The sequence below is a fragment of the Stenotrophomonas sp. YIM B13575 genome (assembly GCF_042787595.1).
Classification (GTDB): domain Bacteria; phylum Pseudomonadota; class Gammaproteobacteria; order Xanthomonadales; family Xanthomonadaceae; genus Stenotrophomonas; species Stenotrophomonas lactitubi_B.
In genome coordinates, this window is sequence record NZ_JBHZOP010000100.1 from 1 (window position 1) to 12,377 (window position 12,377).

Sequence of the window (12,377 nt, forward strand, 5' to 3'; positions counted from 1 at the left end):
GTGGGTCCGGTTGCGGGGGCCGCTGCAAGTACGTCCATGTAATCTCGGTCGCCGCATCCATGCGGCTCACGCCCCCGCAACCGGACCCACCCCGCCTTCGACGGATTTCCGCGAACTGTCGGAATGGCATGGCCTGCTCCTGGTGGGTGTCGACCTTGGTCGACACGTAGAACCACGCCATGCGTGGATGCGCTTCGATGGATGTCCATCCACGCATGGCGTGGATCTACGTGTCTGGTGGGTGCCGACCGTTGGTCGGCACACCTCACCCCTTGAACCGCAACCCCACGCCCGGTTCGGTGAACAGGTAGCGTGAATCCAGCGCTGAATCGCCCAGCTTGTGCCGCAGCTTGCCGACCAGGATGCGCAGGTAGTGGGTGTCGTGCTGGTGGGTGGGTCCCCAGATTTCCTGCAGGATCTGCGGCTGGGTCACCACCCGCCCGGCATTGCGCAGCAGCAGCGACAGCAACGCGTACTCCTTGCGGGTCAACGCCACCAGCTCGCCGTCGATTGCCACTTCGCGGCGCACCAGGTCCACGTGCAGGTGGCCATCGTCGAACACCGGCGGCGTGCCATCCGTCGGCACGCTGCGTGTGCGCAGCAGCGCCCGCACCCGCGCCATCAGCTCCTGGGTACCGAAGGGTTTGGTCACGTAGTCGTTGGCGCCGTTGTCCAGCGCACGCACCTTCTCGGTTTCGCCGGCACGCACGGTCAGCATGATCACCGGCACCTGGCTCCATTGCCGCAGCTGCTCCAGCACCTCGTGGCCTTCCATGTCCGGCAGGCCGATGTCCAGGATCACCAGGTCCATGTCCTCGCTGGCGGCCATCTGCAGGCCCTCCTGGCCGGTCGCAGCCTGGCGCACCTGGTAGCCCTGCGCGCGCAGGCTGATGTCCAGGAACCGGCGGATCTGGGTTTCATCGTCGATCACCAGCACGCGCGGGGCCGGCGCGCTGGCATCAGTCGGGGTCGGACTCATCGTGAGAGGCTGGCTTGAGCAGGGGCAGGGTGATGCGGATCAGGGTACCGCGACCGTCGCGCCCGGGCAGCGCCTGCACGCTGCCGCCGTGGGCGCCGATCATGCCCTGGCAGATGGTCAGGCCGAGGCCGGTGCCGTGGCGGCCGCGGTCGCCGCGTTCGACGCTGTAGAACATGTCGAAGATGCGCGCGCGCTCGTCGTCGGGAATGCCGGGGCCGGCATCGATCACGTCGATGCGCAGCTGACCGTCCAGTTCGCGCGCCAGCACCTGCACGGCGGCATCGGCTGGCGAGAACTTGGCAGCGTTCTCCATCACATTGAACACCGCCTGCTCGACCAGTGCCGGATGCACCCAGATCGGCGCCAGCGTCGCCGGGATATCCAGCTCCAGGCGTACCTTTGGCTGGTAGCGCTGCAGGCGGCGGGCGGCAGAGCCAATCAGCTCATCCACGCCTATCCAGTCGCGGTTGATCTTCAGGCCCTCGTGGCCCAACCGGGTCATGTCCAGCAGGTTCTGGATGTAGCGGTCCAGGCGCTCGCCTTCGACCAGGATGGTGTCCAGCAAGGCGCGGCGGTCGGCCAGATCCATCGCCGCGCCGTAGCTGGCCAGGCTGTCGGCCGAGCCGATCATCGCCGCCAGTGGCGAACGCAGGTCATGCGACACCGAGGAGAGCAGGGCAGAGCGCAGCCGTTCTGTCTCGTTGCTGACGTGCGCCTGTTCCAGCTCGGCCACCAGGCGCGTGCGCAACGCGGCCTGGGCGATGTCATCGACCATCGCTTCGGCCAGCTGGCGCTGTTCGGGCAGCAGCCGCGCCTGCGCACCCGGCAGGTACAGGCCGGCCACGCCGATCGCACGGTCCTCGCCGTCCAACAGCGGCAGGAACCACCATTGCGCGCCAGCGAGGGTATCGGTGAAGCGGCCACTGGGCTGGCCATGGCGCAAGGCCCAGTCTGCCGCTGCCAGGTCGGTATCACCGGGCAGGTGACGGCCACCGGCGGCGATATCGGCGCCGATCCGCAGCCATGCCGGAACATCCATGGCCTGTTCCAATGCCTGCCGCCCGGCCTGCGCCACTTCACCGTTGCCAGCTGCACTGGCCAGTTGCCGGCCCAACTGCTGACGCGCGCGCGCATGGCGGTTGGCCGCGCGCAGGGCGATCACCTGCATGCGCAGGCGCGACGCCAGGCGTCCGGCAACCAATGCCGCCGCCAGGAACAGGAACACGGTGATCACGCCCTGCCGCGCGCCGATGGCGAAGGTGAAGCGCGGCGCGATGAACAGGAAGTTGTAGGCGAGGAAACACAGGATCGCTGCCATCACCGCGACGCTGGCGCGGGTACGCGCGGCCACCAGCACCACGGCCACGATGAACACCATCGACAGATCGGCCATGCCCACCCAGCGTTCGGCCAGCCACGCCACCAGGCAGGCCAGCGCAGTAGCCAACAGCGCCTGCAACGGCTCGTGACTGATCCCGCGCATCGGTGGCAGCAGCCCCTCCCGACGGGAGCGCGCACGCGCCTGCGGCGTGCTGATGATGGTGATCTCGTAGTGCGCGCCGCGCTGGATCAGCTGCTGGGTCAGGGTGCGGTTGAACATCCGCGCCAGTGGTCGCTCGCGGGTGCGGCCCAGCACCAGCGTCGACACGCCGTTGTGCGCGGCGTGGTCGAGCAATGCGTCGGCGATGCTGGAGCCGTGCAGCAGCTCGGCGTCGCCGCCCAGGCGGCGGGCCAGCGCGAACGCCGCATCGATCTCGCGCCGGGTCGCCTCGTCCTGGCGGCGTCCCTGCACCGTCACCACCGTCCACGGTGCATCGCGGCGTTCGGCGATACGCCGCGCCACCCGCACCAGGTATTCACTCTGGCCACCGCCATCGATCGCCACCAGCACGCCGCGACGCAGCGGCAGATTGCTCTCACCGCGTGCCGCACGGGCCTCGCGCAGGCTGCTGTCAACGCGGTCGGCCGCTTCCTGCATCGCCAGTTCGCGCAATGCGGTCAGGTTGGCCGGCGAGAAGTAGGCCTGCAGTGCCTGCGCGGCCTGCTCGGGCACGTACACCTTGCCCTGCTGCAGGCGCGCGATCAGTTCGCGTGGCGGCAGATCGACCAGCACGATGTCGTGCAGGCGGTCGAGCACGCCGTCCGGGACCGTCTCGCTGACGCGTACGCCGGTGATGCGCATCACCACATCGTTGAGGCTTTCCAGATGCTGGATGTTGACCGTGGTCCAGACGTCGATGCCGGCGTCCAGCAGTTCCATCACGTCCTGCCAGCGCCGTTCATGGCGGCTGCCCGGCGCATTGCGGTGGGCCAGCTCGTCCACCAGCACCAGCGCCGGCCTGCGTGCCAGCACGGTGTCCAGGTCCATCTCCTGCAGGTCGTGACCATGGTAGGCCACGTCCTTCAGCGGCAACCGCGGCAACCCTTCCAGCAGGGCCTGGGTATCGGCACGGCCGTGGGTCTCCACCAGCCCCACCACAAGGTCCACGCCACGGCGCAGCTGTTCCTGCGCACGGGTCAGCATCGCGTAGGTCTTGCCTACGCCGGGCGCAGCGCCGAGGAACACGGTGAGCTTGCCACCGGCTTCGCGTTGCAGGCCTTCCACCAGGGCGTTGGCCTGGCGGGTCCGCAGATCAGTCATGGGAGCCGCTGTCATGGCCGCCATTGTGCGCGCAGCGGGTGCAGCCCTGCATCACGGCGCGCGTGCCGCGTGGTCCAGGGCGAAGTTCAGTGTCACCACGTTCACCCGTGGCTGGCCGAACACGCCCCATTGCCGGCCCTGCGTGTTGGCCTTCACCAGCGCCTGCACGCGCTCCACCGGCAGGCCTCGTGCACGCGCCACGCGTGCCACCTGCAGCTGTGCTGCCGCCGGCGACAGCTGCGGATCGAGGCCACCGCCGGACTGGGTGACCAGATCGGCAGGTACCTGCGCAGGCGTCACGCCTTCGCGCGCGGCCACCGCTGCGGTGCTCGCCGCCACACGTTCGGCCAGCGCCGGGTTGCTGCGAGCCAGGTTGGAGCCAGCCGCCGCCATCGGGTCGTAGTTGGCTGCCGACGGCCGCGCCTGGAAGTAGCCATCGCCAGTGAACGGCTGCGACAGCCATGCCGAAGCACGCACCTGGCCGCTGCCATCGCGCAGCAGGCTGCCTTCGGCCTGCGTCGGGAAGGACAGGCCGGCGAATCCGGTGGCGATGCCGGCGTAGACCGCACCGGCCAGCAGCAGGGTGGCCAGGCCCAGGCCGATGGCCGGGCGCCAGCTGGCGCCATCCTGCAGCGTGGCCACGCGTGCCTCGCTTTTCAGCTCGCGGGAAAGGGAAGGGGAGTCAGAACGGTTCATGCGCCGAATACCAGGACAAGAAGAAGGTCGATCAACTTGATCGCCGCGAACGGCAGCAGCACGCCACCCAGGCCGTACACCAGCATGTTCCGGCGCAGCAGCGCCGTTGCGGTGGCCGGGCGGAAGCGCACACCGCGCAACGCCAGCGGAATCAGTGCGGGAATCACCAGGGCATTGAAGATCAGCGCCGCCAGCACTGCGTTGCGCGGGCTCGACAGCTGCATCACGTTCAACGCGGCCATCGCAGGCACGGTGGCGGCAAACAACGCCGGCAGGATCGCGAAGTACTTGGACACATCGTTGGCCAGCGAGAACGTGGTCAGCGCGCCGCGGGTGATCAACTGCTGCTTGCCCACCTCCACCACCGCCAGCAGCTTGGCCGGATCCGAATCCAGGTCGACCATGTTGCCGGCCTCCTTGGCCGCCTGCGTGCCCGAGTTCATCGCCAGGCCGATGTCGGCCTGGGCCAGCGCCGGCGCATCGTTGGTACCGTCGCCGACCATCGCCACCAGGCGGCCACCGGCCTGCTCGGCACGGATGCGTGCCAGCTTGTCCTCGGGCCGCGCCTCGGCGATGTAGTCGTCCACACCGGCTTCGGCGGCAATCGCGGCGGCCGTCAGCGGGTTGTCGCCGGTGATCATCACCGTGCGGATGCCCATCGCCCGCAGCTGTGCGAACTTCTCGCGCATGCCGTGCTTGACCACGTCCGACAGCTCGATCACGCCCAGCACATGGCGGCCCTCGGCCACCACCAGTGGCGTGGCGCCGTTGCGTGCGACCTGGTCCACGCGACCGGCCAGCTCTGCCGGTACGCTGCCGCCGAGCGCCTGCACATGAGCGCGGATCGCGTCGGCAGCGCCCTTGCGGATCTGCCGGCCGTGCAGCAGGTCGACACCGGACATGCGGGTCTGCGCGCTGAAGGCCAGGTAGTCGGCCTGGTCCGGCTCGGCGGTGGCGCAGCCCTGCTCACGGGCCAGGCGCACGATCGACTTGCCTTCCGGGGTCGGGTCGGCCAGCGAAGAGAGCAGTGCCGCCTCACGCAGCTGGTCGGCGTCGATCCCGGCCAGGGCATGGAAGTGGCTGGCCTGGCGGTCGCCGTAGGTGATGGTGCCGGTCTTGTCGAGCAGCAGCACGTCGACGTCACCGGCCACTTCCACCGCCTTGCCCGACTTGGCCAGTACGTTGGCGGCCAGCGCACGGTTCATGCCGGCGATGCCGATGGCCGGCAGCAGGCCACCGATGGTGGTCGGGATCAGGCATACCAGCAGCGCGATCAGCAGCAGCGGATCCACCTTGACGCCCACCGAAGCACCGATCGCCGGCAGCGTCGCCACCACCACCAGGAAGGTCAGCGTCATCGCCGCCAGCAGCAGGGTCAGCGCGATTTCATTCGGTGTCTTCTGCCGGTTGGCGCCTTCCACCAGCGCGATCATCCGGTCCAGGAAGCTGTGCCCCGGCTCGGCGGTGATGCGCACGACGATCTGGTCGGACAGCACCTTGGTGCCGCCGATCACGCCGGAGCGATCCGTACCCGCCTCACGCAGCACCGGTGCCGACTCGCCGGTCACCGCTGCTTCGTTGATGGTGGCCAGGCCCTGCACGATCTCGCCGTCGGCCGGTACCAGCTCGCCGGCACTGACGATCACGTGGTCACCGGGACGCAGTTCGGCGGCCGGCACCTGGGTTTCGCTGGCACCGGCCTGCGCCGACGCCAGGCGACGCGCCACCAGGTCCTGGCGGGCGCGGCGCAGCGAGGCGGCCTGGCCACGGCCACGTGCTTCGGCCACTGCCTCGGCGAAATTGCCGAACAGCACGGTGACCAGCAGGATCGCCGTCACCGCCAGGCCGAAGCCCAGTGGCGCATTGCCGGTCAGGGTGATGATCGCGGCGACGATCGTGCCGGCCATCACCACCGCCATCACCGGGCTGCGCACCAGATGCATCGGCGACAGCTTGCGTACGGCCTCGATGAGCGCGCGGCGCAGGCCGGCGGCATCGAGCAGGGCCGGGCGGGACGCCACGGAAGAGGAACGGTTTGCGGTTGCGTGACTACTCATGGGGGTGTCCTCAGTGCAGTCCCAGGCTCAGGTGGTCGGCGATCGGGCCGAGTACCAGCGCCGGCATGAACTGCAGCACGGTCAGGATGACGATCACCGAGACCAGGGTCAGGGCGAAGGTCGGGGTTTCGATCTGCAGGCTGCCGGCCGATTCAGGCGCCTGCCGCTTGGCGGCCAGCTGCGCGGCCACCACCAGCGGGATGATCAGCAGCGGGAAGCGGCCCAGCAGCAGCACCAGCGAGCAGCTCAGGTTCCACCAGGGCGTTGCGTCGCCCAGGCCCTCGAAGCCCGAGCCGTTGTTGGCGTAGGCCGAGACATACTCGTAGAACACCTGGCTGATGCCGTGGAAACCGGGATTGGAGGTGCCGGCCAGCCCGGGCACGGCCAGCGTGATCGCGGTGAACAGCAGCAGGGTGATCGGCTGCAGCAGCACCAGCAGGGCCAGCAGGCGCACCTGTGGTGTTTCCAGCTTGCGGCCGAACAGTTCCGGCGTACGGCCGGTCATCAGCCCGGCCAGGAACACGCCCAGCAGCAGGTACACGATGAACTGCTGCAGGCCGCAGCCGATGCCGCCCCAGATCGCGCTGACCAGCATGTTGACCATCGCCAGGCCGCCAGACAGCGGGCTCAGCGAATCGTGCATGCCGTTGACCGAACCGTTGGAGACCTGGGTGGTCACCGCTGCCCACAGCGCGGTGCCATCGGCGCCGAAGCGCACTTCCTTGCCTTCCATCAGCAGCGGCGTGGCCGCGCTGGCGCTATGGCCCTCGCTCCACACCATCGTGCCGGTGGACAGCAGCGACATGCCGAGCATGCAGCTGAACACCAGCGCGCCGAAACGACGGCGCCCGGTGAACGCGCCGATCATGAAGATCACCGCCATCGGCACCAGCAGGATGCCGATCACCTCCAGCATGTTCGACACCGGGGTCGGGTTCTCCAGCGGGAAGCTGCTGTTCGGGCCATACCAGCCGCCACCATTGGCGCCCAGTTGTTTGGCCGCGACCATCGCCGCAACCGGACCCAGCGGCAGCTTCTGCTGCGCCATGCCGGCACTGGCGTCGATCGGTGTGGCCTGCGGGCCACCAGCCATCGTGGAGGGCACGCCCTGGCTGGTCAGCAGCAGCGTCCATACCAGGCACAGCGGCAACAGGAAGCGCACGCACAGGCGCACGACGTCCGCGTAGTAATTGCCCACCGGCACCTGGCGGTCATCGCCCGCGGCGGGCGCAGTGACCGATTTCGGCGCACGCGAGAACAACGCACGCAGCGTCGCCACGGCCAGCGCCAGGCCCATCATCGGCGTCACCACCTGCAGGCCGGTGATGCCGGTCATCTGCGAGAAGTAGGACAGCTGCGCCTGGCCGGAGTAGTGCTGCTGGTTGGTGTTGGTCAGGAACGAGATCATCGTGTGCAGCGCCGTGTCCCAGCGCATGTTCGGGATCTGGTCCGGATTCAACGGCAACCACGCCTGGGTCATGAACACGGCCTGGGTCAGCACCGCGATCACCACGTTGCTGAGCACGAACGCCAGCACGTAACCCCGCCAGGACATCGAGCGTGACGGATCAACGCCGAGCACCCTGTACAGCGGCTTTTCGATCCAGTGGAACAGCACGTCGACCTTCATCGGCGTGCCGCGCATCACCCGGGCAAGGTACAGGCCCAGGGGCCAGGCCAGCAGCAGGCTGGCGGCAAGAATGGCAAGAATTTCAGTCATGGCAGGCTCCGCTCAGAACGACTCGGGCCGCAGCACGACATAAAGAAGATAGGCGGCGGCAACCAGCACCAGCACGCCACACAGCAACGACAGCCAGGGGGACATGGAATTGAGACCTGGTGGAACCCCTCCACCTCAGGCCGTCATCGTCGTCCCCTCCCCCATAAACGCACTACGCGCCGGACCGGGCCGACGCGTAAAGAGTGCATAAATTCCGTGGGCCAACCCGTAACCAGCCCCGCCTGCTGTAGAGCCGAGCCTACGCTCGGCTGCTCTTTCCCGAGGTCAAGCGGAGCCGAGCGTGGGCTCGGCTCTACCGGCAATCACGGGGCTTGGCTCGCCGGTGCCACGCCCTTCAGCTCGCGATAGCGCTGCAGGCTGCTCTCGATCTCGACCTTCAATGCCTGCTGCTGCTGTTCGAAGCTGGCCAGCAGGCGCTGCTGCGACTGCAGCTGCGCATGGCGCTGGCTGATCGCCTGGGCCTGCTTGTCGGCCACCTTGCCGCCGGCCAGTTCGCGGTCACCGGCGGCAGCAAGCAGGGCCACCAGCGAATCGCGCAGGCTGGCCACGTTGTACTGGGCGGTCTTGAGGTTGTTGTCGAGCACCTCCTGGCGCTCGGCGAACACGCGCCGCAGCGCGTTCTCATCACCGTAGGTGGTCAGCATCGCCTGTTCGGTGCGCTGGCGGGTCTGTTCGGCCATCTGGTCCAGCTGGACCTGCGCCGCCGCCGTGCTGGCGGCAGCGCGTTCCTCATCGCTCAACGCGCGCTGCACCTGCGCGTTGCGCAGGCCGCTGTTGGCGCTGAACTCATCGCGGGCGTGGTTGACCGCATCGGCCGGCAGCGCATCGCTGCAGATCCGCTCCTTGCCCTCGTTCCAGCAGTACAGCTTCTTGTCTGCGGCCTTGCCGCCGGACTGTGCCAGCAGCGTCTGCGGCATCACCAGCAGCAGGCTGGCAGCAACGATGGCAGGAACTCGGAACATGCGACCTTCCCCTGATGGTCAGCGCGTGGAACGGACGCCGTACTGGGCGCGATAGGCCTCCAGCGGCTGCCGGTAGCCTACAAGTTCCGGATTTCCGGACGCGAAATCAAGCAGGTCGGCCAGTGTCGCCACGGCGATCACCGGGATGCCGGCTTCTTCGGCCACGGCCTGTGCGGCGGAGCGATGGTCGCTGTCCGAGGCGATCTCCTGGCGGTCCAGGGCCACCACGATGCCGGCCGGAATGCCACCCGCAGCGCGGATGATCGCCAGCGCCTCGCGGATGGCGGTGCCGGCGGTGATCACGTCGTCGACGATCAGCACGCGCTTGCCGGTCATGTCGGCGCCGATCAGCTGGCCGCCTTCACCATGGTCCTTCACTTCCTTGCGGTTGAACGACAGCGGCAGGTCGCGGCCACGCTGGGCCAGCTCGCAGGCCATTGCGGTGGCCAGCGGAATGCCCTTGTAGGCCGGGCCGAACACCACGTCGTACTTGATCCCGGTGGCGTCGATGGCGTCGGAATAGCACGCGCCCAGCTGCGACAGCAGGGAACCGGAGTCGAAACGGCCGGCGTTGAAGAAATAGGGGCTCAGCCGGCCGGACTTGAGGGTGAACTGGCCGAAGCGCAGGGCGTCGGCGGTCAGGGCCAGCTGCAGGAAACGGTGACGGTGGTCGCTCATCAAAACTCGATTCATCTTCATTTGGAGCGCAAATCCTAATCCAGCTGGGCTTTCTGCGCTCGTCCAGCGCCTTCACGCGGGTGTCCAGGGCGGCCCCCGCGGGCTGCTCAGCCCGGCAGGCAACCGGTATGCTTGCCCGGTTTCCCGCCGTAGGTTCTTCCGCATGCGCATCATCAGTTTCAATGCCAATGGCATCCGCTCGGCCGCCACCAAGGGCTTCCTCGACTGGTTCCGTGGCCAGGACGCCGACGTCCTCTGCATCCAGGAGACCAAGGCCCAGGAAGACCAGCTGACCGACCCGATGTTCCGCCCGGACGGCCACCATTGCTTCTACCGCGATGCCATCACCAAGAAGGGCTACAGCGGCGTGGCGATCTACAGCAAGCGCGAACCGGACCAGGTCATCACCTCGCTGGGCTGGGCCCCGTTCGACGACGAAGGCCGCTACATCGAGGCGCGCTTCGGCAACCTCAGCGTGGTCTCCTTCTATATTCCGTCCGGCAGCTCGGGTGACCTGCGCCAGGGCTTCAAGTTCGAAGTGATGGAGTGGCTGCGGCCGATCCTCGAAGAGTGGGCGCGCAGCGGCCGCGACTATGTGCTGTGTGGCGACTGGAACATCGTCCGCTCGGCGCTGGACATCAAGAACTGGAAGTCCAACCAGAAGAACTCCGGCTGCCTGCCCGAAGAACGCGACTGGCTCAATGCCCTGTGCGCCGACCACGGCCAGGCCACCGATGTGGCCAGCGGTCGCGGCTGGGCCGATGCCTATCGCCTGCTCAATCCGACCGGCGAGGACTACACCTGGTGGAGCAACCGTGGTGCCGCCCGTGCCAACAACGTCGGTTGGCGCATCGACTACCAGTTCATCACCCCGGGCCTGCGTGACCGCCTGCGCAGCTGCTCGATCTACCGTGACCAGCGCTTCTCCGACCACGCACCGTTCATCGTGGACTACGACCTGTGACCGAGGCTGCCAAGCCGGCCGGCTACAAGGGCTGGGCCGGCATCAAGCGTGCGTTCGGCACGCCCTCGGCGCTGACCATGGCCCTGCTGGGCTTCGGCAGCGGCCTGCCGTTCCTGCTGATCGCCTCGCAGACCCTGTCCACGCGCCTGCGCGATGTCGGCCTCGATCTGGGCAGCATCGGCCTGATCAGCCTGGCCAGCTTCTTCTACCTGCTCAAATTTGTCTGGGCACCCCTGCTGGATCGCTACGCGTTTCCGTTGCTGGGTTTCCTCGGCCGCCGCCGCTCGTGGCTGCTGGTCTCGCAGATCCTGGTGCTGGTGGGCCTGGTTGCACTGGCGTTCGTGCGGCCGGAGCAGGGCGTCTGGCCGCTGGTGGCCTGGGTACTGGTGGCGTCGTTTGCAGGCGCCACCCAGGATTCGGTGGTCGACGCCTACCGCATCGAGATCGCGCCGCAGACCGCGCAGGCCGCCCTGGCCGCCACGTACACGCTGGGCTATCGCATCGGCCTGATCCTGGCCGGTGCCGGCGCGTTGTATCTCGCGCAGTTCGAAGGCTGGATCATTGCCTATCTGGCCATGGCCGCCCTGATGATCCTGCCGATCATCACCACCCTGTTCTGCCGCGAGCCCGAGCGTCCGGCCAACGCCGTGCAGCGCCGCATCGACATTGCCGAAGCGTTCGTACAGCCGATCACCAGCTTCTTCAGCCGCAACGGCATGGCACTGGCATTGGCATTGCTCGCGTTCGTCGGGTTCTTCAAGTTTCCCGACCAGGTCATCGGCGTGATGGCCGGTCCCTTCTATCTCGACTCGGGCTTCGACAAGGCCGACATCGCCACCGTATCGAAGCTGTTCGGCGTGTGGATGGGTATTGGTGGCGCGTTCATTGGCGGTATCGCCGTCGCCGCCTTCGGTTTCCGCCGGATGCTGCTTGTCGCAGCGTTGGGTGTGGCCCTGTCCAACCTGGCCTTCCTGTTGATGGCGCACAATCCGGGGCAGTTGTGGGCGTTCTACGCTGCGCTCAGTGCCGACAACCTGTTCCAGGGCTTCGCCGGCACGGTGCTGGTGGCGTTCATGTCTTCGCTGACCGATCGCAACTTCACCGCGACCCAGTACGCCCTGCTGGTATCGCTGGCCAATCTGCCGGGCAAGTTCGTCGGCGGCGTCTCCGGCTACATCGTGGAAGCGACGTCCTACAGCACCTTCTTCATGCTCAGCGCCGTCACGGTGGTGCCGACCATGCTGCTGCTGGCCTGGCTGTGGCCACGCATCCTTGACCGTGGGCCGTCGCCCGCCGCCTGATTGCCTGTCCGCGCTTACTGCGGGATGATCGCCCCGACGCGCCGAGGGGGCGGTGCCTTGCGAACGGGGAAGTGAGCATGGCCGACGTAGTGCTGCGGGACCTGGACCCGCTGCTGCTGGAACGCATCAAACGGGTCTCGGTTGCCCGCGGCTGGACCCACGAACAGACCTGCGCGGTCCTGCTGGAGCAGGGCCTGTTCAGCAGTGAACTGGAGGTCCGCTCCGGCTTCGGCGATCCCGAAGTCGACGCCCTGTCCGATGCGATTGCCGCACTGCAGGCCATGCCAGCGGGGCAGGGCTTCGATTGATCTGATGTCGGGTCGCCGGGCATGGCCCGGCGCCACCGCGCGCCGCCGAC

At 67.8% G+C, this 12,377-nt stretch carries 12 protein-coding genes; 3 read left to right on the forward strand and 9 right to left on the reverse strand.

The window, feature by feature from the left end; translation table 11 throughout:
- From ACFX4F_RS15655 to pyrE, 9 genes are all read right to left on the reverse strand, one after another.
- A partial coding sequence (locus ACFX4F_RS15655) for a hypothetical protein (RefSeq protein ID WP_380656868.1) occupies nucleotides 1-181 on the reverse strand: 181 nt, incomplete at its 3' end.
- 84 nt (nucleotides 182-265) lie between these two features.
- Nucleotides 266-979, reverse strand: a complete 714-nt coding sequence (locus tag ACFX4F_RS15660) for a response regulator transcription factor (protein ID WP_025879418.1) — start codon at nucleotides 977-979, stop codon at nucleotides 266-268.
- A complete protein-coding gene (locus ACFX4F_RS15665) occupies nucleotides 960-3,620 on the reverse strand; it encodes an ATP-binding protein (protein ID WP_380656872.1) in 2,661 nt (886 codons plus the stop codon). Before ACFX4F_RS15665 ends, ACFX4F_RS15660 begins: the two co-directional genes overlap by 20 nt.
- A 51-nt stretch (nucleotides 3,621-3,671) precedes the next feature.
- On the reverse strand, nucleotides 3,672-4,316 hold the full coding sequence (gene kdpC / locus ACFX4F_RS15670) for a potassium-transporting ATPase subunit KdpC (protein WP_380656875.1): 645 nt from the start codon (nucleotides 4,314-4,316) through the stop codon (nucleotides 3,672-3,674).
- On the reverse strand, nucleotides 4,313-6,373 hold the full coding sequence (gene kdpB, locus ACFX4F_RS15675) for a potassium-transporting ATPase subunit KdpB (protein WP_380656878.1): 2,061 nt from the start codon (nucleotides 6,371-6,373) through the stop codon (nucleotides 4,313-4,315). Before kdpB ends, kdpC begins: the two co-directional genes overlap by 4 nt.
- A gap of 10 nt (nucleotides 6,374-6,383) precedes the next feature.
- Nucleotides 6,384-8,093 carry a potassium-transporting ATPase subunit KdpA gene (kdpA, locus tag ACFX4F_RS15680; RefSeq protein ID WP_380656881.1) on the reverse strand — a complete coding sequence of 570 codons (1,710 nt, stop codon included), beginning with the start codon at nucleotides 8,091-8,093 and terminating at the stop codon, nucleotides 6,384-6,386.
- A 12-nt stretch (nucleotides 8,094-8,105) separates the two neighbouring features.
- Nucleotides 8,106-8,198, reverse strand: coding sequence for a potassium-transporting ATPase subunit F (locus ACFX4F_RS15685; protein WP_005407770.1), 93 nt, complete (start codon nucleotides 8,196-8,198; stop codon nucleotides 8,106-8,108).
- A gap of 218 nt (nucleotides 8,199-8,416) precedes the next feature.
- Nucleotides 8,417-9,076 (reverse strand): hypothetical protein, encoded by a 660-nt coding sequence (locus ACFX4F_RS15690; protein ID WP_099819667.1) that lies wholly within the window; start codon nucleotides 9,074-9,076, stop codon nucleotides 8,417-8,419.
- Nucleotides 9,077-9,094: 18 nt separating this feature from the next.
- On the reverse strand, nucleotides 9,095-9,754 hold the full coding sequence (pyrE, locus tag ACFX4F_RS15695; RefSeq protein WP_025879424.1) for an orotate phosphoribosyltransferase: 660 nt from the start codon (nucleotides 9,752-9,754) through the stop codon (nucleotides 9,095-9,097).
- 163 nt (nucleotides 9,755-9,917) lie between these two features.
- Between pyrE and ACFX4F_RS15700 the strand changes: the two genes are divergently transcribed.
- The 3 genes from ACFX4F_RS15700 to ACFX4F_RS15710 all read left to right on the forward strand — a co-directional run bounded on the left by ACFX4F_RS15700 (nucleotide 9,918) and on the right by ACFX4F_RS15710 (nucleotide 12,327).
- Nucleotides 9,918-10,718: an exodeoxyribonuclease III gene (locus ACFX4F_RS15700; protein WP_099819668.1), complete on the forward strand. Its 801-nt coding sequence runs from the start codon at nucleotides 9,918-9,920 to the stop codon at nucleotides 10,716-10,718.
- Nucleotides 10,715-12,019, forward strand: coding sequence for an AmpG family muropeptide MFS transporter (locus tag ACFX4F_RS15705; RefSeq protein WP_099819669.1), 1,305 nt, complete (start codon nucleotides 10,715-10,717; stop codon nucleotides 12,017-12,019). The genes ACFX4F_RS15700 and ACFX4F_RS15705 overlap by 4 nt, the downstream gene beginning before the upstream one ends.
- A gap of 77 nt (nucleotides 12,020-12,096) precedes the next feature.
- Nucleotides 12,097-12,327 carry a hypothetical protein gene (locus ACFX4F_RS15710; RefSeq protein WP_380656887.1) on the forward strand — a complete coding sequence of 77 codons (231 nt, stop codon included), beginning with the start codon at nucleotides 12,097-12,099 and terminating at the stop codon, nucleotides 12,325-12,327.
- Nucleotides 12,328-12,377 lie beyond the last annotated feature (50 nt).